The 21,944-nt window shown below is 74.8% G+C and carries 14 protein-coding genes and 1 pseudogene; 9 read left to right on the top strand and 6 right to left on the bottom strand.

What is annotated here, in order from left to right; all coding sequences use genetic code 11:
* Positions 1-149 precede the first annotated feature (149 nt).
* The 3 genes from GTQ99_RS24670 to GTQ99_RS02765 all read left to right on the top strand — a co-directional run bounded on the left by GTQ99_RS24670 (position 150) and on the right by GTQ99_RS02765 (position 2,771).
* Positions 150-1,355 (top strand): Gfo/Idh/MocA family protein, encoded by a 1,206-nt coding sequence (locus GTQ99_RS24670; protein WP_338074672.1) that lies wholly within the window; start codon positions 150-152, stop codon positions 1,353-1,355.
* Positions 1,356-1,688: 333 nt separating this feature from the next.
* Positions 1,689-1,883 carry a hypothetical protein gene (locus tag GTQ99_RS02770; protein WP_166614213.1) on the top strand — a complete coding sequence of 65 codons (195 nt, stop codon included), beginning with the start codon at positions 1,689-1,691 and terminating at the stop codon, positions 1,881-1,883.
* 48 nt (positions 1,884-1,931) lie between these two features.
* A complete protein-coding gene (locus tag GTQ99_RS02765) occupies positions 1,932-2,771 on the top strand; it encodes a sugar phosphate isomerase/epimerase family protein (protein ID WP_166614212.1) in 840 nt (279 codons plus the stop codon).
* Positions 2,772-3,248: 477 nt separating this feature from the next.
* On the opposite strand, the gene GTQ99_RS02760 is transcribed toward GTQ99_RS02765, so the two are convergent.
* A complete protein-coding gene (locus GTQ99_RS02760) occupies positions 3,249-4,265 on the bottom strand; it encodes a serine hydrolase (protein ID WP_166614211.1) in 1,017 nt (338 codons plus the stop codon).
* Positions 4,266-4,708: 443 nt separating this feature from the next.
* On the opposite strand from GTQ99_RS02760, the gene GTQ99_RS02755 reads away from it, so the two are divergent.
* The 5 genes from GTQ99_RS02755 (at position 4,709) to GTQ99_RS02735 (ending at position 13,946) form a co-directional block, all read left to right on the top strand.
* Positions 4,709-6,505, top strand: a complete 1,797-nt coding sequence (locus GTQ99_RS02755) for a PP2C family protein-serine/threonine phosphatase (RefSeq protein ID WP_166614210.1) — start codon at positions 4,709-4,711, stop codon at positions 6,503-6,505.
* A gap of 330 nt (positions 6,506-6,835) precedes the next feature.
* A complete protein-coding gene (locus GTQ99_RS02750) occupies positions 6,836-9,145 on the top strand; it encodes an EAL domain-containing protein (RefSeq protein WP_166614209.1) in 2,310 nt (769 codons plus the stop codon).
* A 272-nt stretch (positions 9,146-9,417) separates the two neighbouring features.
* Positions 9,418-10,197, top strand: a complete 780-nt coding sequence (locus GTQ99_RS02745; protein ID WP_166614208.1) for a GAF domain-containing protein — start codon at positions 9,418-9,420, stop codon at positions 10,195-10,197.
* 392 nt (positions 10,198-10,589) lie between these two features.
* A complete protein-coding gene (locus GTQ99_RS02740) occupies positions 10,590-13,412 on the top strand; it encodes a SpoIIE family protein phosphatase (RefSeq protein WP_338074671.1) in 2,823 nt (940 codons plus the stop codon).
* Between the two features lie 216 nt (positions 13,413-13,628).
* Positions 13,629-13,946, top strand: coding sequence for a WhiB family transcriptional regulator (locus GTQ99_RS02735; RefSeq protein ID WP_166614206.1), 318 nt, complete (start codon positions 13,629-13,631; stop codon positions 13,944-13,946).
* A 604-nt stretch (positions 13,947-14,550) separates the two neighbouring features.
* On the opposite strand, the gene GTQ99_RS25830 is transcribed toward GTQ99_RS02735, so the two are convergent.
* Both GTQ99_RS25830 and GTQ99_RS02725 read right to left on the bottom strand, forming a co-directional pair.
* A complete protein-coding gene (locus GTQ99_RS25830; protein ID WP_166614220.1) occupies positions 14,551-15,294 on the bottom strand; it encodes a phosphotransferase family protein in 744 nt (247 codons plus the stop codon).
* A 446-nt stretch (positions 15,295-15,740) separates the two neighbouring features.
* Positions 15,741-16,844, bottom strand: coding sequence for a cell wall-binding repeat-containing protein (locus tag GTQ99_RS02725; protein ID WP_166614205.1), 1,104 nt, complete (start codon positions 16,842-16,844; stop codon positions 15,741-15,743).
* 820 nt (positions 16,845-17,664) lie between these two features.
* On the opposite strand from GTQ99_RS02725, the gene GTQ99_RS02720 reads away from it, so the two are divergent.
* Positions 17,665-18,390, top strand: a complete 726-nt coding sequence (locus GTQ99_RS02720) for a hypothetical protein (RefSeq protein WP_166614204.1) — start codon at positions 17,665-17,667, stop codon at positions 18,388-18,390.
* Positions 18,391-18,458: 68 nt separating this feature from the next.
* Here the strand turns inward: GTQ99_RS02720 and GTQ99_RS02715 are convergent, their stop codons facing one another.
* The 3 genes and pseudogenes from GTQ99_RS02715 to GTQ99_RS02705 all read right to left on the bottom strand — a co-directional run.
* A complete protein-coding gene (locus GTQ99_RS02715; protein ID WP_166614203.1) occupies positions 18,459-19,976 on the bottom strand; it encodes a metallophosphoesterase in 1,518 nt (505 codons plus the stop codon).
* A 117-nt stretch (positions 19,977-20,093) separates the two neighbouring features.
* Positions 20,094-21,473, bottom strand: coding sequence for a Na+/H+ antiporter NhaA (gene nhaA / locus GTQ99_RS02710; RefSeq protein ID WP_166614202.1), 1,380 nt, complete (start codon positions 21,471-21,473; stop codon positions 20,094-20,096).
* A gap of 152 nt (positions 21,474-21,625) precedes the next feature.
* Positions 21,626-21,944 (bottom strand): annotated as a pseudogene (locus GTQ99_RS02705) (polyketide antibiotic transporter); the annotation flags it as partial.

The following is a 21,944-nucleotide window of genomic DNA, read 5'->3' as shown; positions in this document are numbered from 1 at the left end:
GCCCAGCCGACGCACGGCCCTCGGGCGGAGCGGTCCTGGAGGTGACGCCGGGCGTCGACGAGGACAGGGCACCCCACGTCGCCGACGGCGGCGTCGTGGATCATCCTGGGGGTTCACCGTTCGTCACTCGACTCGCAGGAGAGCACCTCGTGAAGATCGCTGTCATCGGCGCCGGCCAGTTCGCCCGCAGCTTCATCGCCCTGTGGCAGCTCCACCCCGACGTCGAGGAGGTGTGGGTCAGCGACGTCGTCCCCGAACGCGCCCGGCAGCACGTCGAGTCCCACGGCCTCGCCGGGTCCTTCGACAGCTTCGAGGACGCGCTGGCCTCCGACGTCGACGCCGTCGCGATCATGACCCAGCGCTGGTCGCACGGTCCCCTGGTGCGCCAGGCGCTGGCCGCCGGCAAGCACGTCTACTCCGCCGTGCCGATGGCGACCACCGTCGACGACGTCGAGGCCATCGTGGCCGCGGTGCGCGAGACGGGGCTGATCTACATGATGGGTGAGACCAGCTACTACAACCCCGCCACCGTCTGGGCCCGCGAGCACATCGCGACCGGTGAGTTCGGCCGGGTGTTCTACGGCGAGGGCGACTACGTCCACGACATGGACAACGGTTTCTACGCCGCCTACCGCTACAGCGGTGGGGAGGACTGGAAGGAGACCGCGAGCTACCCGCCCATGCTCTACCCGACCCACGCCATCGGCGGCGTGCTGGGAGCCTGGCCGACCCACGCCGTGAGCGTCAGCTGCACGGGCATCAGCGACACCCGCGGCGACGGCGTCTTCGACAAGGCGGTCTCGCGCTGGGACAACGACTTCTCCAACATGTCGGCCCTCTTCGAGCTCGCTGACGGAGGGGTCATGCGGACCAACGAGTTCCGCCGGGTCGGGTACTGGAGCGGTCCGGAATCGCGGTTCCGCTTCTACGGCACCGAGCAGGTCATGGAGCAGTCCATCACCAGCACGGTCGTCACGGTCAAGACCGAGGGCGAGGACTACCACAAGGGCAGGACCCTCGACATCAGCGACGAGCTGCGGGCCGGTGAGCACTCCGAGGTGCCCGAGGACCTGACCGACATCGACCCCGCGCTGCTGAGCAGCTTCCGCTCCGGCACCGCGAAGGTGCACGACCGCAGCCGGTTGCCCGAGGAGTTCGAAGGGGCGCCCAACGGCCACGAAGGGGCGCACCACTTCCTGGCGGACGACTTCGTCGTGGCGGTGCGCGACCGCGTCCAGCCGCCGGTCAACGCGTGGGTCGCGGCCCGGTTCACCGTCCCGGGGATCATCGCCAACGAGTCGGCCAAGCAGGGCGGGGCGCGGCTGCCCGTCCCGGACTTCGGCGACCCGGTCTGATCAGCGCCACCTCCCACCCGGGCGCCCGGGTGGCCGCCGGGCCCGTGGGCGGGCGAGGTCGACGGAATCCACGCCGTCGGTGAACTCGCCGGGCACACCGTGGGCGGTCGAGGGCGGATCGGCGGGCTGGTGACGCGTCGGCGGTCGACGATGGAGCGCGAGGTCGTCGACGTCTGCACGACAGCGTCACGACCGGGGAGCCCCGAGCGGGAGCGTCGGCTGCGGCCTTGCGCCGCCCCTCCACGGTGGCGGTGTCGGCATCGTCGTCGAGGGTGCCGTCGATGAGCGACCAGCACTGCCGCGGCACCTCCCCCGAGCATCGAGGACGTCGGGGTGTCCGCCGCGATGGTCGAGTCGACGACGGGAACAGCAGCCGAAGGGCACGCTCAGGCGGTGTTCGTGCCGGTGACCTTCGACCTGCGCGGCGGGGACGAGAGCACGCCGGACGGGACGACGTCGTGGGGGTACGTCCTGGTGCGGGACAGCGGTTCGGAGGTGTGGCGCATCGCCGACTCCGGAAGGGTCTGATCGCCCGGTGGAGCGCGCGTGCGGGGTGCGTGCGGGATGCTGGGTGGCATGACGGTCGACGACGACATCGACTCCGGCCAGGACCTGCTGCGGGCCGCGGCGGTCCACGCCTGGTCCTTGGACCGCACCCTGGGCCGGTTCCGGGCGGGGAGCACCACCGCACCCGGTACCGGACCCGGCGCCGCACCCACCGGGTTGCCGCTGTTGGAGCTGCCCGCGGCGTTGCGCGAGCACGGCTACCGCACCGTGCAGCTGTGCCACTTCCACCTCCCGCACCGCGACGCCACCTACCTCGCCGAGCTGCGCGCGGCACTGGCCGAGGCCGGTGTCGTGCTGGACACCTTCCTGGTGGACGAGGGTGACCTGACGCACCCGAGCGAGGCCGCGCGTGAGGAGGCGTGGATCTCCTCCCACCTCGCCGACGCCACTGCGCTGGGAGCCGCCCGGATCCGGGTGGTGGCCGGCCAGACGCGCACCGACACCGCGCAGGCCGACAGCTGCGCGGCGCTGGGGCGCATCGCCGCCCGTGCCGGGGACCTGCGCGTGGTCACCGAGAACTGGGGGGACGTGACGCGCGACGCCGCGGACGTCCGGGCCGTCCTCGACCCCCTCGCCGGGGCGGTGGGACTGCTGGTGGACCTGGGGAACTGGACCGGCCCGGGCAAGTACGCCGACCTGGCCGAGGTCACCGCCCACGCGGAGACCTGCCACGCCAAGGCGCACTGGGACGGGGGCGAGGTCGACGAGGTGGATTACCGCAAGAGCCTGTCGGCGATCCTGGACGCCGGGTACAGCGGTCCGCTGGCCCTGGTCTACGACGCGGTCGACGACGACGAGTGGGCGGGGCTGGCCGTCCAGCGCGCGATCGTCGAGGACGTCCTGCGCTGAGCGCTCGACGGAGCGGCTGGGCTCTGCAGACGGCGACCAGTCCACGATCCTCCGAGCCTTGCGGCCCCGGTGCGGGCGCCGACCTCGGCGAGCTGACCCCGATGGCCGCGGTCATGCGGCGTCCCAGCTGCCCTGGGAGACCAGCAGGGAACCCTCCAGCGCGGCTGAGACCGAGGTCCCCGAGCGGGCCGTCAGCAGCGCCGCGCAGGCCACGGATGCCGCGCATGCCGCGAGGCCGGCTGCGCTCGGGTGTGGCCTCGTCGCACCAGGTTCCTTCGTCGATGTGTGGGTCGGTGAGCGGGTCGGTGAGCGGGTCGGTCCTGGTCCGCTGAGACGCCGCAGCCGGCGGCCACGTTCCGTGTGGGCGCCCGTCCGCGCTCGTGGCGCGAGCACCGATGAGCTGGTGGAGGAGCAGGCGTGCGTGCGCGTCGACGACGACCGCCGACGCGTCCCCTGCGCATCGAGGCAGGTGAGGAGTCAGGGCGAGGGGATCCGCTCGAGGGCGGCGTCGATGCCGGGGCCCTCGTCGTTGGACAAGATCGCCAGGTCGGAATCGCTGCCGATCGGGTGTGCGAGCAGCGACCGGTAGCCGGGGTTGTCACCGGGGACGAACCACGCCGGGCGTTCCCGGACGCGCCCGAGGAACGTGCCGTAGCCGTACGCGGTGGCCGTGGCCCGTCCCTGCTCGGCCGTCGGCGGAGCAGGCAGGGGGACGTGGGGGCTCCACAGCAGAGCCGCGGTCGCCGCATCCAGCAGCTGCCCGGAGCGCAGTGCGCGGCTGTAGCGCAGCAGGTCGGCGGCGGTGGTCCACAGGTCCCCGCTGCCCGGGAGCCGGGTCCACCCGGGGTCCACGGGCACGCGGCGCCCGGCGCGGTGGCCGGCGGCGACGTCGAGCTGCCCCAGCGGGAAGGTGCCGGAGGTGGTGGAGGTCATCTGTGCGGGGCCGAAGACGAGGTCGGCGGCGAGGTCGCGGTAGCGGTGGCCGCTCGCGGCCTGCAGGACCTGAGCGGCGAGGAAGAAGCCGGGGCCGCTGTAGCGCCACGCCGTGCCCGCGGGGGTGAGCAGGCCCGCCTGGGCGATCAGGTCCTGCAACGCTCCGGGGGCAGGGGGGCTCACCAGGTGCGGCGTCCGCCTGCTCGGTCCCGGGCCTGGTCCCGGTCCGGGCAGCTCGGCCCAGTGGCCGATGCCGGAGGTGTGGCTGAGCAGGTGGTGCAGGGTGATGTCGTGCAAGGTCCGCGGCAGCTGCGGCAGCCACCGGGGGATCGGCTGGTCCAGCTGCAGCTGGCCACGCTGCTGCAGGGCGAGGGCTGTGACGCAGAGGACCTGCTTGCTGATGGAGGAGGCCTGGAAGCGCAGGTGCGGACCGCAGGGCGTGCTGGCCGCTCCGTCGGCGAAGCCGTTGGAGTCCTCGTGCACGAGGCGGCCGTGCTCGGTGAGCACGGCCGTTCCCGACCAGGACGCGTTCGGGTCGGGGTGCGTCATCGCGTCAGGCACCGGTGACCTCCATGTCGGGACGGTAGCGCTGAGATCGCCCGGTTCGCCGCAGACGTCGCCGACGTCCTTGGAGTGGTCGATGTCGATCAGGGCCGGGTTCGACGGCGCGTCGGTGCGGTGGGCGACGGCTTCGTCGAGGCGTTCGTCGGAGCCTCGCCGGTTCAGCAGGTCGGTGAGGCTGTCGCGAGTGCCGTGCGCGGCGCGTTGCACCAGCCAGCCGACACGACGACCACCACGATCCGCAGCAGCACTGGGGTGGTCGAGCCGGAGGGATCGGTCGGACGGGGTGGCTCGAGCGGTGCACGGATCGCTGCGGCGACGCGTGCTCGATCGCTCGAGCAGCGCATCAAGGACGAGCCTCGGCGTGCCGATGATGTCGGCGGGCGAGGCCCGTCAGCACGGATCGGTGCACTGGAGTCGACGAGAGGCGGTCGCGGCACACCATGGCGCTGCTGTCACGACGAGAGCAGCACCGGCACGGCCGGCTGCCGTGGTGGCGCCGGGGCTCGCTGCGCCGGCTGCCACGAGCCCGGTGGTTGCCGCAGGGGACGCCGCTGCCCGATGACATCTGGCGCGGGCGCCACCGCACGTTCCTGAGCGCGGCGTGGCTGGCGTGCGTCGCGGCGTCCGCCTGGGCGGTGAGCGCCGAGGGGCTGCGCCACGCGCTCGCCGACACCCTGCCCATCGCGCTCGCCGCGCTCACCGCCACCGCCCTGAGCATCGTCAGCGTGGCCGGGAGCCGCCTCACGAGCCGGCGCTGGGGACGTGAGGCGGCCTCCTGCGCCGCCATGCTCGCCCTGGTGGCCGTGGCGGCGCTGGCGGTGCACCTGTCCGGCGGCCTGATCGAGACGCACTTCCTCTTCTTCATCGCCGTCGGCGCCGCGGCCGCCTACCAGACGTGGGCGCCGTTCCTGACGGCGGTCGGCTTCGTCGTGGTCCACCACGGCCTGCTCGCCTCCACCTCCGAGCACGAGATCTTCAACCACCCCGCCGGGCAGCAGCACCCGTGGCTGTGGGCGCTGGTGCACGGCGCCCTGCTGGCGCTGGCCGCCGCGGTCGGCATCGCCTCCTGGCGCGCCGAGGAGGTGGTGCGCGCGCGCCTGAGCGCGCTGGGGGCCCGCAGCCGCCTCATCGTGGGCAGCATCGACGACGGCGTGCTGGCCCTGGACGGCGGTGGGCGCGTGGTGGAGGCCAACGCGGCGGCGGTGCGGCTGCTGGGGCCGCGGCCGCTGACCGGCCGGCTGCTGCGGGAGCTGCTGGAGGGTGCCGGCGAGGAGGGGCATCCGCGGCCCGGCGCGCCTGCGACCCCGTCGGCTCCGTCCGGGGTGGGTGGGTTGCACCGCGTCCGCGGTCGCGGCGGCTCCTGCACCCCGGTGGCCGTCAGCGTGGCGCCGGTGCACGGCGATGAGCGGGTGCGGGCGGTGGCCACCGTGCGGGACCTGTCCAGCGTCGTGCGCGCCGACAGCGCCGAGCGCGCCCTGCTGGAGCTGACCGAGCGGGCGCGGGTCCAGCGCCAGGACGTCGCCGCGCTGCAGAGCGCCCTGCGCCCGCCCGCCCTGGCGGTGCCGGGCCTGCAGGTGGCGGTCGCCTACGAGCCGGCCGCCGCGGCGCCGGCGGGCGGGGACCTCTACGACTGGCTGGTGCTGCCCTCGGGTCAGGTGCTGCTCGTCGTGGTCGACGCGATGGGCCGGGGGACCGCAGCCACCCGCGAGGCGCTGGCGGTGACCACCACGGTGCGCACCCTGGCCGTGGCCGGCTGCCCCCTGGAGGAGCTGGTGGCCCGCGCCGGCGCGGTGCTGGAGGTGACGCACCCGCAGGCGATGGCCACGGTGCTCATCGCCGTGCTCGACCCGCGCACCGGCCGGGTGCGCCTGGCCGGCGGCGGGCACCCGCCTGCGGTCCTGGTCGCCGCGGGCGCGGCGCGCGAGGTGCCCGCCGAGGGGCTGGGCATCGGCTACCTGCAGCCGGGCAGCGGCGCCACCGCCGAGGTGGTCCTGTCCCCCGGGGACACCCTGGTGCTCTACACCGACGGGCTCATCGAGGGCACCCGCGACATCGACGAGGGCCTGCGGGAGCTGACGGCCACCGCGGCGGCCCTGGCCGACCTGCCCGTGGACGAGGTCCCCGCGCGCCTGCTGACCGACGTGAGCACGTGCGCGCGCGAGGACGACGACTGCCTGGCGCTGGTGGTGCGGCGCTCGCCCGCCCCGGGTCCACCGCAGCCGCAGCCGGGCCGGTAGCTCCTGGTGCTCCCGCGCCGTGAGCGGTGGGGTGGGAGCACGCCGGCCTCCCGGCCGGGCCCGGGGCGGTGACACGGCTCCGGCCCGTCCCCGGCCACGGCACCGGCCACGGCACCGGCCACTCCTGCACCGGGAGCCGCGCGCTCCGCTGCACGCTTCGGCCGGTGCTGGCAGGCTCGAGCGGTGACGAACCCGAGAGCGGGAGGGCCGGCAGGCGGGGAGCACCGAGGTGGGTGCGACCTCAGGGCGCGGACCGGGCCTGCTCTCGGTGCAGCACCCGAGCCGGCACCGGCACCCGAGCCGGCGCCGGAGTCGGTGGTGGAGCCGGTGGTGGAGGCGACCTCGCCGGAGGCGCCGCACCGGATGAGCGACTTCACCTCCGCGGCGAGCACCACCTTGCAGCGCCTGCACGAGCGTGTCGGCTTGGACACCTGGGCCGTGGCCCGCCGCGACGGGGAGGACTACGTCGTCCTGGTGGCGCTGGACGGTGGCGGAGTCGGCATGCGCGCCGGCGATGTCATGGCCTGGGACGACACCTTCTGCGCAGCCACGCTGGCCGGTGAGGCCCCCGGCTTCTCCGCGCACGTGGAGCAGGAGGCCGGCTGGACGCACGCCACCAGCGCCACGGGCTTCCCGTGGCGTTCCTACCTCTCGGTGCCGCTGACCGCCCCCGACGGCAGCGTGCTGGGCACGCTGTGCGCGGGAGCCCTGCAGGAGGTGGACCCGGCGACCGCCCAGCAGCTGCCCGATGTGCAGCTGGCCGCCGACCTGCTGGCCACCGTGCTCAGCTGCGAGCTGCGCCTGGAGCAGCAGGCGCGCCGTGCCGAGCACGCCGAGGCCATCGCCGAGCGCGATGCGCTCACCGGCATCGGCAACCGCCGCGCCTGGGACGTCGCCCTGGCTGCGGAGGAGGCGCGCGCCCGCCGCCTGGGCGCCACCGCCTCGGTGCTGATCATCGACCTGGACGGCTTGAAGGAGCTCAACGACACCTGCGGGCACGAGGCCGGCGACGCGCTGATCGTGCGCGCCGCCGAGGTCCTGCGTGAGCACCTGCGCCCCGAGGACCTGATCGTGCGCCTGGGGGGCGATGAGTTCGCCGCTCTGCTGCCCGGCGCGGACCGCGCCGCTGCCGCCGCCATCAGCGAGCGGGTGCGCCAGGGGCTGCAGGTGGCGGGGGTGTCCGCTTCGCTGGGGGCGGCCACCCGGCGCGCGGCCACCGGCCTGCCCCGGACCTGGAGCGAGGCGGATGCGGCCATGTACGCCGACAAGGCCGCCCGCGCCGGGCAGCGCGCCCGCCGGGCCCAGCAGACCCACCAGACCCAGGCAGCTGCTCCCGGGCGGCGCACCTCGGCCACCGGCCTGCTCGACGAGCCCTTGGACGCTGACAGCGGTGCGGGGTTCGACAGCGCGGGGCTCGACAGCGCGAGGACCGGTGAGGTGGGCAGCGGCAGCGCCGAGGCGGGTGGCGCGACCACCGGTGGAGATCCGCAGGTGGCCCAGCGCATCGGCAGGCTGCTGGAGGCAGCCCGGCGCCAGTTGGGCATGGACGCTGCCGTGCTCTCCCACATCGAGGGTGAGGTGTGGACGCTGCGCCACATCGCCACCGGACCCGGCACCCGCATCGCCCAGGACTTCGGCTGGCGGTTCAGCGGCACCTACTGCCGGCAGGTGCTCGAGGGCTCCTTGAGCCCGGTCGTCGCCGACGCCGGGGCGCATCCGCTCACCAGGGCCCTGCCCATCACCGCGGCTCTGGGCATCGGCGCCTACGTCGGGGTACCGGTGCGCTTCAACGACGGCACCCTGTACGGCACCTTGTGCGCGCTCTCGACCAGCCCGCAGCCCGAGTTGCGCCCGCGCGACAGCGGCGTGCTGCAGATCATCGCCGAGGCGCTGGGGGAGCTGGTGACCCGTGATCACCAGCAGGCCCGCCAGCGCCGCGCTGTGCTGGCGCGTCTGGAGGCCCTGTACCGCGCCGGCGGGCCGCAGCCGGTGTACCAACCCGTCCTCGCCCTGGAGGACTCGCGGCGCGTGGGGGACGAGGCGCTCAGCCGCTTCCCCGAGGGCAGTCCCGACACCTGGTTCACGCAGGCCGCCGCCGCCGGAGCCGGCGCCGGCGAGCGCCTGGAGCTGGCGGCCGTGCGCGCCGCGCTGCACCAGCGCCCCGCCGGGGCCCAGTTCCTCTCGCTGAACATCGGCCCCGCCGTGGCCGCCTCGCCGGCCCTGACCCGGGCGCTGCGAGGTGAGGACCTGAGTGCTCTGGTGGTGGAGATCACCGAGCACGAGCAGGTGGCCGACTACGCCACCCTGCTGCGCCAGCTGGCCCCGTTGCGTGCTGACGGGCTGCGGGTGGCCGTCGACGATGCCGGCGCCGGCTTCGCCAGCATGCGCCACGTCGTGGCGTTGGAGCCGGACTTCATCAAGCTGGACATGAGCCTGATCCGCGACATCCACCTCGATGGCACCCGTCGCGCGCTGGCTGCATCACTGACCACCTTCGCCGAGCAGACCGGTGCGCAGGTCGTCGCTGAAGGCATCGAGACCGCTCAGGAGCTTCAGTGCCTGCGCACCCTGGGGATCACCTTGGGGCAGGGTCACCACCTGGCGCGCCCCGTGCCGCCTGACGCGTTCCGGGACCGGTGATGCTTCCGCCTGCTCCACCACCCGTGGTGGAGCGAGAAGCAGGTCCGCGCTCCCGCCTCGATGCCCGCCCGGCCAGGCGCGGCTAGTGTGCCTGTCCACGGTCCAAGCAAGGGCGCCGGCTCTCTGGAAGGTCCTCCTGTGCTGCCTGCACCTGCCCCGCCGGCTCACCTGCTGCCGGCTCGTCCGCTGCCGCCTCACCGGCCTCCTCGTCCGCTGCTGCCCCTGGCGTGCCGCACCAGCGCACCAGGCCCTGCGGGCGCGGGTGGCTGCTGGTGAGCCTGCTCGACGACTTCACCCGGCAGTGGACCTCCACCCTCAGCGGTGGTCCCGCCCTGCTGCCCTCCACGCTGGCCCGGGCGTGCGCCGGCGTGCTCGGCGTGGACGGCGCCGGCATCAGCGTCATGAGCGGCTCCGGCATCCGCCTGCCCCTGGGCGCCAGCGACGACAGCGCCGCCCTGGCGGAGCGGTTGCAGTTCACCATCGGGGAGGGGCCCTGCTTCCAGGCCCAGCAGAGCGGCCGCCCCGTGCACGCCGATGCGGCGGCGATGAGCGCGCGCTGGCCCGCCCTGGCTCAGGAGCACCTGCAGCGCACCCCCTTCCGCTTCGTGCTCAGCCTCCCCCTGCTGCGCTCGCAGAGCAGCATCGGCGCGCTGGACCTGTACCGGCGTGCACCCGGCGCGCAGGCGTCCGGCGTGCAGGAACCCGCGGTGGACGCTGAGCAGTTGACGGCTGCGGCCGCCCCCATCGCCGCCTCCATCACCAGCATCCTGCTGGGCACGGCGCCGCAGGAGGTGCCCGTGCAGGTGCAGGTGAGCGGCGCCTCCTGGCTGGACACCCCCGCCGTGCTCTCGCGCGAGCAGGTGTGGATCGCCATCGGCATGGTGAACGTGGTCCTGCGCCTGGACGCCGACGACGCGCTGGCGCTGTTGCGCGCTCACGCCTACGCCGGCGGGCAGACGCTCGACGAGGTCGTGGACGCGGTCGTCAGCCAGCGCATCGACCCGGCCTCGTTGGGCACGGGCGCGGCCCCGGAACCGGGCGCGCAAGGGTGAAGCGCACCCGCCGCTGGGGTCGACCTCATCGGTGCGGCGGTGTGACGCACGCCGTCGGTGACCGGCTCGGGGACCAGCAGTTCAGCGCCCTCGGGCACGCAGGCGGCGTGCGCCTGGCAGATCGCCCGACGCTGCCGCCGTGCGTCGCCACGTCGTGAGGCGGGTTGGACCCTTGCGAGCAGGTGAGCCTGGCCGCGCAGTCGCGCCGCTCGCCGTGCAGGTGGTTGGATCGCGCACGATGAGCGCTGTTCTTCCGAGCTGGCACGACGCCAGAAGGTCGCCTGGCGTCAGGGGTGCGCATGTCTCACGACCCGTCCTCCACGGACCCCTCCCGCACGGACTCACCCGGCGGTGATGCGGCTGCTGCGCGCTCGGACACCACGCGCTCGCACGTGAGCGGCACGGACGCGGCACGGGTGGCGGCGCGGGCGCTGACCGCTGACGCCGCGCGCACCGCCGCGGCCCGCCGGCTGCGCCCGGCGGCCACCCTGCCGGGCCTGCAGCGCCTGACCCGGCTGGCCGCGCAGCTGCTGGGCACCTCCTCCGCGCAGCTCTCCCTGCTCACCGACATCGACGCCGTCAGCGCCGGGGTCGGTCCCGAGGCCGGCCGGGCGGGGGAGGAGGGGTCGCTGGAGCAGGCTCTGTGCGCGATCACCGCCGCGGGCGGGGTGCCGATGGCCATCGCCGACACCCACGCCGATGCCCGGGTGGCGCACCTGGCGCCGGTGGCCTCCGGCGCGGTCGGCTCCTACCTGGGTGTGCCGCTGACCTCCACCGGCGGGCAGGTGGTGGGTGCGGTGTGCGTGGGTGGGCCCAGCGCCCGCTCGTGGAGCGAGGGCGACGTGGCGCTGCTGCAGCAGGTGGCCGAGGCCGCCACCGCCGAGCTGGAACTGGCCGCCCTGTCGGGGGAGCACGCCGCCGACCGGGCGCTGCTGGCGCTGACGATCGAGGCCGCGCAGCTGGGCACCTTCGAGCTGGACCTGGCCACGGGCGTCCTGGTGATGAACGAGCGGCTGCTGCAGCTGTCCGCGGTGGAGCCGGCCACCTTCGGCGGCAGCCCCGAGGAGGTGTACGCCCACCTGCACCCCGAGGACCGCGCGGCCACCATCGCCGCGGTGCAGCAGGTCAGTGCCGAGGGTGGGCTCTACACCGCGGAGTACCGCATCGTGCAGGCAGACGGCACGCACCGCTGGATCGCCGCGCGCGGGGCCACCCTGCCCGGTCCCGACGGCGCTCCGGCGCGGTTGCTGGGCGCGGCCTACGACATCACCGCGGTGCGGGAGGGCGCCGCCCGCATCGAGCAGATCATGGACTCGATGGCGGTGGCCTACCTGGCCGTGGACGCCGAGTGGACCATCACCTACGCCAACACCGAGGTGGAGCGCATCGCCGCCGCCTCCCGGGAGGAGCTGATCGGGCGCAGCTTCTGGGGGGCCTTCCCCGCCACCGTCGGCACGGTCTTCGAGGAGCGCTACCGGCACGCGGTCGCCACCGGGCAGACGGTGACCTTCGACGCCTTCTACCCCGAGCCGCTGAACGTGTGGGTGGAGGTGCGCGCCGTGCCCGAGGACGTGGGGCCGGGCAGCGCCGGGCCGGGCGGTGCGGCCCCCGGCAGGGGGTTGGGCCTGTACTTCCTGGACATCACCGCCCGCAAGAACGCCCAGCAGGCCGCCGAGGCCGCGCAGTGGGTCGCCGAAGAGGCCCAGGTGGCCGCCGAAGAGGCTCAGGTGGCCGCCGAGCAGGCCCAGGTGGCCGCCGAGGAGGCCCGGCGGGTGGCCGAGCGCGAGCGGCGAGCCACCGGCGCGGCCAACGCGCGCCTGCGGCTGCTCGCCGAGGTCTCTCGCGAACTCTCCAGCACCGTGGACGCGGAGGCGGCCGTGGCGCACCTGGCCCGCCTGGTGGTGCCCGCCCTGGGCGACTGGTGCGTCATCACCCTGGTCGACGACGAGGCGCCGGCCAGCACCCCGGCCACCGCCCGCGCCGCCCGCGAGTCCGACCTGCGCCGGGGCCTGCGCGACGTCGGGTGGTGGCACCACGACGAGGGTCTGCGCGAGCTCGTGCGCGAGTACGCCGACCAGCGGTTGGCGCAGCTGACCGATCAGTCCTTCCTGTGGACCTCGCTGCGCCAGTCCGCACCGCTGACCGTGCCGGACGCCACCCGCGCCGTCAGCGCGGTCCTGACCCCCGGCGGTCGCGCGCGCCAGTTGCTGACCCGGCTGGCGCCGGGTTTCGCAGCGGTCTTCCCGCTGCGCGCGCGCGGGCGCAGCGTGGGTGTGCTGACCGTGTTCACCGCTGCTGGGCGTGGAGCGTTGAGCGCGCAGGAGATGTCCACCGCCGCCGAGGTCGCCGACCGCGCCGGCCTGGCGCTGGACGCCGCGCGCTCCTACCGCCAGCAGCGGGCCCTGGCCGAGGCCCTGCAGCGCTCCCTGCTCTCCGCGCCGCCGGAGCCGGACCACGGGCAGATCGTGGTGCGCTACACCCCCGCGGCCGAGGCCGCGCAGGTGGGGGGCGACTGGTACGACGCCTTCATCCAGCCCGACGGGGCCACCGTGCTGGTCATCGGTGACGTCGTCGGGCACGACGTGCAGGCGGCGGCGGCGATGAGCCAGGTGCGCACCGTGCTGCGCACCATCGGCGCGCTGGGCAACGACTCCCCGGCGCGGATCCTGACCGACACCGACCGGGCGCTGGCCAACCTGCAGGTGGACACCACCGCCACCGCCGTGGTGGCGCGCCTGGAGCAGTCCCTGGACGAGCGCTCGCGCGGGGTGACGCGGCTGCGCTGGTCCAACGCCGGGCACCCGCCGCCGATGGTGATCAACCCCGACGGCAGCGTGCTGCCGCTGCTCGGGGTGAGCGCGGACCTGCTGCTGGGGGTCGCGCCGGAGCTGGCGCGCCGCACCTCCGAAGTGGTCCTCGACCGCGGCTCCACCGCGATCCTCTACACCGACGGCCTGGTGGAGCGGCGCGATCAGCCGCTGGCCGAGGGGCTGGAGGTGCTGCAGGCGGTGCTGGAGGAGCTGGCCGCCGACGATGCGGACCTGGACGCCCTGGTGGACCGGCTGCTGGCACGGATGCTGCCCGCCCGGCCCGAGGACGACGTGGCGGTCATCGCCGTGCGCCTGCACCGCCAGGACCACCCGCGCCCGCCTGAGGCCGGACCGCAGCGGGTACCGCCGCACGTGCCGGACGAACCGCACCTGCCGGCCGGCTGACACCTCCCCTGCGGGTGGTCCCCGGCCCGGTCCACCGGCGCGCCCGTGCGGCACGACGGTGGTGGTGGCGTGGCGTGATGTTTGGGGTGGTCCACGGTGGGGAACAGCGCTCAGCGAGAGCGCCGTCGAGCAGTGCTGCGGACCTTCCTGCGGGAGTGCCTCGAAGCGGTCACCGCTTCGAAGCCCGCCGTCCAGCGCGCTTGATCAGGAGCCATCGTGTCCCAGCCTCTGCGTGGTCGACGTCCCCAGCTGCAAGCGTGGGGGTGGCAGGTGCGCGGATCCTGCCGACAGGCGGATCCGGAACTGTTCTTCCACCCGGACATCGAGCGCGGAGCGGAGCGTCAGCACCGCGATGCGGCGGCGCTGCGCATCTGCGCCGAGTGCCCGGTGCTGCGCCCGTGCCGTGAGTACGTGCTGGCGCGGCGCGAGGTGCACGGGGTGTGGGGCGGGCTGACCGAGGAGCAGCGCGAGGAGGTCTGGAGCCGGCACCGCGTCGGCCGAGGCGGTGCTCGTCCGCATCCAACCTCGAGGTGATGGCCGCGCGCGCTCTGCCGTCACGGTGGTGCTGGAGGACGGTGGAAGCTTCAGCGGCACCGCGTGGAGCTGGAGGAGGTCATCGACCTCAGCCCCCGAGCAGCTGCCGGCTGGGTCACCGAGCAGGTACTGCCTGAGCTGCTGGCATCTTCGGGCCACGTGGGCCGTGCTCGTCGCGCCGGCGGTGCTGTCGGGGGTGGAACGCGCGAACCCTGTCACGACCTGCCATCGAGTTCTTGCACCAGGGCCGACCGTTCACGACCACCGGCCACCTCGTGAGGCGCGGGGCAGTCGGATCGACGTTGGCTGCCGGATCCGCGATGCGCGTTCGTTCGTGGTCGGCAGGTGCAGCGCCGACCAGGGCGCGAGGTGGACACCCTGGCGCCGGCCGCTGGCCAGTGGTTCCGGGAGAGCGTTCGCATGCCTGCGCTCTCGAGATCGCCTGGTGGCGGTAGCCGGGCCGGCGCGGGCCTCTGCTCCGGCGGGCACTGCTCCGGCGCGCTGCAGTCGCTGGGACCGGTGCGGTCGATGCGCTCTCGGCGCGATCTGGCGTGGTGCGCGTGGGCCTCCCGTCCGGGCACGGGGTGCGCGGCTCCCTCGGCGCTCAGCGCCCGCCGGCCAGGAGCACCGCGGTCTCGGGGAAGGTCTCGGGCGAGCCGAAGCCGTGCTCGGCGAGCCACGGGATGGCCGTCAGAGAGCGGTAGGACCACCACGCCCGAACGACGTCGAGGTGCACGTCCCCGCCGTAGCCGGCGGCGACGTCATCGAGGTGCTCCGGGTGGCCCAGGGTGAGGACCGCGACGTCGAGCACGGGGTCGCCCGGCCCGGCGCTGGACCAGTCGATGATGCCGGTGACGTGATCGTCGTCGACGAAGACGTGATCGGGTTGCAGGTCCCCGTGCGTGAACGCAGGTGGAGCGGGGCGCAGGACCAGACGCGCCAGCTCGCGGTTGCGCTCCAGGACGTCGGCGGGGACGGCCTCGTGGGCGAGGATCCACTCGCAGGCATCCTCGAGGCGCTGCGCGAGCCTGTCAGCCGGTCCCGCGGAGGCCGGGACCGGCGAGGGGGTCTCGTGGACGGCGCGCAGGGCGGCGCCGGCGGCGGTCCACGCGGCGGGGCCGACGGGCGAGGGGTGGCCGAACGTCCCCAGGGCCGTGCCCGGCACCCGTTCGAGTGCGAGCACCGGGTGCCGGCGCCACAGGACGCGGGGGGTGGGGACCGGCACCGAGGCCATCGCTGCGACCTCGGCGTCGATGCCCGCGCGGTCGGGGTCGACCTTGAGGAACACGTCGCCGACCCGCAGCGTGGCGCGCGCCTGGTGGGCGACGACGACCTGGACCTCGGGCAGGGCAGCGACGCCTGCGTGGACCGCGTCGGCGCCACTCGTGGTTCCACTCGTGGTTCCGCTCGTGGTTCCGCTCACGGTGCGCCTCCCGGGGTCCTCGCTCGGCGGGTGAGCAGCCGGCGCGGTCGGCTGGCGTCGGCACCCGTCCGTCGTGCGTCGCCACCGCGTCGAAGCTCTCCGCTCGTCCTGGCGAGCACCATAGGCGGACGACGGAGCATCGGGCCAGGTCGCGGACGGGCGCAACAGGTACGAGGGCAGCGGGTATCGGGCAGTGGGTAGCGGGCAGTGGGTAGCGGGCAGTGGGTAGCGGGCAGTGGGTAGCGGGCAGTGGGTAGCGGGCAGGCCCTGACCACCTGCCGGGGTGGCGGGTGCCACCCCGGCAGGTGATCAGGGCCTGTGCTGCGCGCCCCCGGTGCTCATCGGGTCCGGCGCACCCGGTGTTCAGCGTGTCAGGCGCACTCGTCGCTCAGCGCCTGCGGGGTCACCGAGGCGGGGCCGCCGAGGATCACTTCGGTGCTGATGGTGCCCGAGAGCAGGTAGGTGCCGACCGAGGTGGGGTAGCACTGCCGGGGCAGCAGCAGGACCGGCGCGGCGTTGACGGCGGCGGCGGGCACCCCGGCCAGGGCGTCGGGGAAGTCGTCGCCGGTGGCCAGGAAGACGGTGCCGGCGTCGGGGAAGACCTCGGTGGCCACCGCGGCGGCGGTCTCGTAGCGGTCGCCGCCGGCGATGCGGGTGGCGGCTGTCGGGTCGCTCACGTGGGAGGCCAGGGTGGCGGCGACCGCGTCGCTGACGGAGGAGGTGCCGCCCACCACCAGGGTCGCGTCGAAGCTCTTGCCTGCCAGCCAGGTGGTCACCGGCGCCGGCAGCGCGGCCGGCTCGGTGATCAGCAGCGGCACCCCGGCCGCGGCGGCGGCCGCGCCACCGGAGAGGGCGTCGGGGAAGGTGTCGCCGCGGGTGAGGACGACACCGTCGGCGTCGGGGAAGAACTCCTCGGCGATCTGCACGGCCGTCTCGTACCGGGTGGCGCCGGCGATGCGCTGCACCTCGGCGCCGGGCGAGGCGGCGGCGATGGCGGCCAGCGCGGCGTCGCTGACGCGCTCGCGGCCGCCGACGACGTAGACGCTCGCCGGGCGCAGGCGCTGCAGCTCGACGGCGGTGGCCTCGGGCAGGGCGTCGGGGCGGGTGAGCAGCAGCGGCGCTTCCAGGCCGGCGGCGGCCGGGCCGGCGCTGAGGGCGTCGGCGGGTGCTTCGCCGCTGGTGATGAACACCGCCGAGGCGGCGGTCTCGGCGGGGTCGGCGGAGGGCTGGAAGGAGGCTTCGGCGATGAGGGCGGCGGTCTCGTAGCGGTCGGCGCCGGCGGTGCGGACCAGGCCGACGAAGGGGAAGGGGGAGCCGACCCGGGGGACCGGTGCGCCGTGGGTGGTAGCGGTTGCGTCCGGTGCGGCGGTTGCGTCCGGCACGGCGGCGGTGGCGCCTGCGGCGGTGGCCAGGCCGGCGATGAGGGCGCCGGCCACGGTGGTGGCGAGCAGGGTGCAGCGGCGCGTGGAGCGCATGAGAGGACCCTTCGAAGCGGCGGGTGAGCGGCGTCGTCGCCGCTGCTCGCGACCCTAAGGCACACGTCGTGCTCACCAGCCCGGCTCGGAGGAACCCGGTTCCACAAAGGTGAATCTTCACCCGGTCGGCGGCAGAACCTCCAGCACCCGCCACGAGACCCACCACTGCGACACCCCGCACCCCAGCGAGGACGTCGGTTCCCGCGAGCTCCCGTTCGTGCCGCACCCCACCCGGGGCGATGCTCCTCTCTCCCAGAGTTGTTCGGGAACCACGGGACCCAGCGCAGGAACTCGCCGCGAGAACCTCGTGCGAGAAGGCAGGAGGAGCTCACGTCCGTCTGCGGGCGCCGCGGTGGCCCACCGGCGACGGATGCCTGTTGGCCGTTCGAGGTTCGGCTGCCCGAGCATCGTGCTTGGCGATGCCGGGGTGTTGCGGTGTTGCGGTGTTGCTCCGCCCGGTCGCTGAGCGCAGCGCAGTACCCGCAGCGCGGTACCCGCAGCGCAGTACCCGCAGCGCAGTACCCGCAGCGCCGTGCAAACAGCGCTGAGCCGACGGAGTCGGACCGTTGCGGTTCTCCACCGCCGGGCAGGCGCCCGGTGTCACATCCGCCCGGTGCGGGGGAGCACTGGTGATCATCACCTGGTCCGGCTCCTGCCGTGAGGGAGGCGACCCGCCGGCGCCCACGCGCTGGGCCGAGCACGACGTCGAGGCTTCGAGCGCGGGCGCACCATGGACGGCTGCCTCACGGCTCGGAGGTGGCGACTGCTCTGAACGGGTGAACGCCGAGCGCTGCGCGGGTGCACCGGCCAGCATGGGAGCGTGAGCCAGCGACCCGACCGCGAGCACGGTGAGCATCCGCTCGGGCGGCGAGCTGACGCGCCGCAGGACCGCCTCGCCGGCGCGGGGCCCCGCCAGGTGGGGTCGGGGGTGCAGCAGGTGGGGGAGTCGCCGGTGGTGGTGCTGGGCGCGGGTGGCACCCGCTGGGGTGCGGCGGTGGCGGCCGGCTTCGTGGCGCTGGCCGCGCTCGGGTGGTGGCTCAGCCCCGGCGACGGGTTCAGCCTGCTGTACGTCAGCGGCCAGCTGGTGCTGGCCGCCGGGTGCGTGCTGTGGGCGCTGTTGCGCCACCGCCTGGACACCGTGCGGCTGGAGGACGGGGCGATCGTCGTCCTGACCCGCCGCGGGCGCACCACGTACGCGTGGGCGGACGTGCTGGAGGTCTCCTGGCGGGCCGCGTCCTGGCCGTACGCCGGCGGCGGGCCGGTGCTGCGCATTCGCGGTGGGCCCTTCGACGAACCGGGCCCGAACGCGCCGGCGCAGATCGCTCACCTGCCCGTCTTCGGGCGCTCAGCTTCGCAGGAGGCGGTGGGCTCGCTGCAGCAGGCTGCGAAGGCTCACGGGGTGCCGTACACCCCGAAGCTGATGGAGTTGATCGGCACGGGCAAGCGGATGCCGCGCCTGCCCGGCGAGGCGCGCGACTGCGCCCACGACCGCAGCCGCGACTCCACTCGCGATCCCGGCCGCCGGTCCACCGGCGGTGCCTCGTGAAGGAGCAGCCATCCGATCGATGGCGCCACTGGTGGCGCGGCTCGCGGCGGCGTCCGGGACCTCGCTCCTCACTCCTGCAGATCGCCCTCCTCGACGTCCGCCCGCTCCGCACCCGCCCGCTCCTGCTCCTCGCCCGCGGTCGTGGGGTAGGAGGCGGCGGGACGGCGCTCGACGCTGACGCGCTGCTCGCCGATCCCGGCCAGGGTGATGTCGTCCACGGCCACCAGGTCCCCGGTGGCCGGCTCGAAGTGCAGCACCGACAGCTGCAGGGGCAGGGCCTCGCCGCCGTCCAGCGTGCGCAGCCCCGCACCGCCGCTGGAGCCCTGCGTCAGCTCCAGGGTGCCCGCCACGAGGCGGTCGCGGCGCTGGTGCACGTGACCGTCCAGGACCAGCGGGACCTTCCCGTGCAGCGGTCCCGCCATCGCGGGCTGGTGCACCAGGGCGACGTCGACGGGCTCGGGCGAGGCCTCCACGGCCGCCGCCAGTTCCTGCCCGGCGCGGGTGAGGGTCTGCACGCCCGCGCCTGGCTGCGGCTGCACCTGCTTGACCGGCGTGAAGGTCGGATCGCCGATCCCGGCCACGCGCAGGCCGGCGACCTCGGTGACGGCGCCCCCGTCCAGGACGCGCACGTTGTCCAGGGTCTGCAGGTAGGCCTGGGTCCCTGCGGAGTCGTGGTTGCCGCGGATCCACACGTAGGGGACCGGCAGGTCGGCGATGGCGGCCAGCTGGCCGTTCTCCACGCCGGTGCCCAGGTCGGTGGAGTCGCCGGTGTCCACGACGGCCTGCACGTCGTACTGCTCGATCAGCGAGCGCACCAGCGCGTAGGCCTGCGGGTTGTTGTGCACGTCGGAGATCCACAGCACCTGGGTGGTCTCCGCCCCCGCGCCTTCGGGCAGGGTCTGCAGGCGCGTGTACAGGCCGCTGACGTCGGAGGTCAGCTGCGCCAGCCGCTCGCTGTAGGCGCTGAAGTCGGTGCGGGCGTTGCGCACCGCGCCCACCAGCGCCGGCGCCTGGGCCAGCAGTCCAGTGTAGGTGGGCCGGGTGATGGCCTGCGGGCGGGCGGTGGCCGCGGTGGTGGCGCCGGCCAGCAGCAGGACGGCCGCCGCCGCGCCGGTGCCCAGCAGCACCGTGCGCAGGTCGCGGAAGACCAGCGCGCAGGCCAGCGCGGCGCCCAGCAGCGCCACCAGGACCGAGCGCAGCACCAGCGCCTGCAATCCCGCTCGCACTTCGCCCTCCACCTCGCTGACGACCTGCGCGCGTTCGGCGCCGCTCGCGAACAGCTCGCGCGCCCGGGGCAGGTCGACGTCGTCGATGCCCACCCGCAGGGCGAGGGGACCTGAGTGGGTGTCCATCTGCAGCTGCCCGACCGGGGGCAGCTCCACCTGCGTGCCGCCGTGCGTGCTCAGCGCCAGGGACAGGTGCGCCCTGACCGGGCCGATGTCGCGGTGCACTCCCCCGATCCCGAGGAGCGCCAGCGACGCTGCCGCGCAGGCCAGCACGACCACCAGCACCCGGCGCAGCAGCCGCCACCGGGTCCGCCGGCCATCGCCCGTGCGGTCTGCGGTCACCGGGTGCGGCGCGCTCACTCGGGAGCCTTCGTCCACTGCCGCGGCTCACCGGGCACCGGCCCCGGGGAGGCCGCGGTGTCGGCCGGCAGGACCCGCAGCAGGCCGCTCACCCCCGTCGAGGACACGCCGTCCGCCTCAGCCGCGGGCGTCGTGGTCGTGGACGTCGTCCTCGTAGACGTCGGGGACGCCGTCGGCGTCGGCGTCGACCTGCTCGGCCTCGTGCAGGAGGCGGTAGGTGCGGTCGCGGGCGCGCAGCACGATCGCGGCCAGGAGCGCGGCGAGCAGGGAGCCGGTGAGGACCCCGACCTTGACGTGCTCGTCGCGTTCGCTGCCGGCGCCGAAGGCCAGTTCCCCGATGAGCAGGGAGACGGTGAAGCCGATGCCGCCGAGCAGGGACGCGCCGAGCACGTCCCACCAGGACAGGCTGGGGTCCAGGCGGGCGCGGGTGAAGCGCGCCACCAGCGCGGTGGCGCCGAGGATGCCGACCGCCTTGCCGGCGACCAGGCCGGCCACGATGCCCAGCGCGACGCGGTCGCGCAGGGAATCGCCCAAACCGCCCAGGCCGCCGACGGTGACGCCGGCGGAGAAGAAGGCGAACACCGGGACGGCGAAAGCGGCCGACAGCGGTCGCCACAGGTGCTCGAAGTGCTCGGCCGTGCCCGGCCCCGCCTCGGGCCCACCGGCTGCCTGCGAGCGCAGGACGGGGACGGTGAAGCCGAGCAGGACGCCGGCGACGGTGGCGTGGATGCCGGAGGCATGCATCAGCGCCCACGCGAGCAGGGCCAGCGGGATCAGCAGCCACCCGGTGCGGATGCGCTGCTGCACCAGCAGCCCGAAGAGGGCGATGACGGCCAGGGAGGCCAGCAGCGGCAGCACGGCCAGGGTGTCGGTGTAGAAGATCGCGATGATGGTGATGGCCAGCAGGTCGTCGACCACCGCCAGGGTCAGCAGGAAGGTGCGCAGCGCGGTGGGCAGGTGGGTGCTGATGACGGCCAGGACCGCCACCGCGAAGGCGATGTCGGTGGCGGTGGGGATCGCCCACCCCCTCAGCGCACCGCCGCCGGTGCCGAGGTTGAGCAGGACGTAGAGCAGGGCCGGGACGGCCATCCCGCCCACGGCGGCGGCGACGGGGACCAGTGCGCGGCGGGGGTCGCGCAGGTCGCCGGCGACGAACTCGCGCTTGAGCTCCAGTCCGGCGATGAAGAAGAAGATCGCCAGCAGGCCGTCGGCGGCCCACTGGCCCAGGCTGAGGTCCAGGTGCAGGGCGTGCAGCGTGTCGGGGGCGATGACGGTGTCGCGCAGCGCGGCGTAGGAGCCCGACCAGGGGGAGTTGGCCCACACCAGGGCGATGAGTGTGCCCAGCAGGAGCAGGGCACCGCCGACGGTCTCCTCGCGCAGGACGGAGGTGATGCGCTGGGTCTCCGGCCACGACCCGCGGCTGAAGAGCGGGCTGCCGGCGCGTGGTGCGCGACGGGGAGGGTCTGCGGGGGGAGTCGGCGGGGTGCTGGGAGCCACGGGGACCTGCCTCGGGATCGACGACGTGCGAGATCGCGCGAGCGATCGCCGACCAGACTTCCCGGCACACCGGGTGCCAACGTAGCCTTCGCGGCGCTCGCGCGCAGCTCTGAGCCGGTCCTCCGGCGGCCGGGTGCCGCCGACCGCGCTGGTCAGCTCCTGAGGTCGCGCCGCCGGTGGGCGGCGGCGCCGGCGGCCACCAGGACCGCAGCGATTAGCAGCATCACGGCGGCGGCCGCACCGTCGGGCTCCTGCAGCGGCACCGGCGCCAGGTAGCTGGAGGGGGACAGCCGGCGCACCCAGCCGGGTGCGCCGGTGCTGTCGGCCAGCACCTGCAGCAGGAAACCCCCCGCGCCCGGCAGGCACCCCAGCGCCACGACGGCCGGCAGCGCCGCGCCGGTGGCCAGCGCCGCCACCCCCAGGCACAGCAGCGCCACCGGCGCGGCGCTGCCGGCCGTCGTGGCGCTGGGG

The organism is Kineococcus vitellinus, assembly GCF_009906315.1.
GTDB lineage: Bacteria > Actinomycetota > Actinomycetes > Actinomycetales > Kineococcaceae > Kineococcus > Kineococcus vitellinus.
This window is presented reverse-complemented; position numbering and strand designations above follow the sequence as displayed.

Coding starts and splice junctions, on each gene's coding strand:
- GTQ99_RS02765 (WP_166614212.1), top strand. CDS start 1,932: ATGACGGTCGACGACGACATCGACTCCGGCCAGGACCTGCTGCGGGCC.
- GTQ99_RS02755 (WP_166614210.1), top strand. CDS start 4,709: ATGGCGCTGCTGTCACGACGAGAGCAGCACCGGCACGGCCGGCTGCCG.
- GTQ99_RS02725 (WP_166614205.1), bottom strand. CDS start 16,844: ATGCGCTCCACGCGCCGCTGCACCCTGCTCGCCACCACCGTGGCCGGC.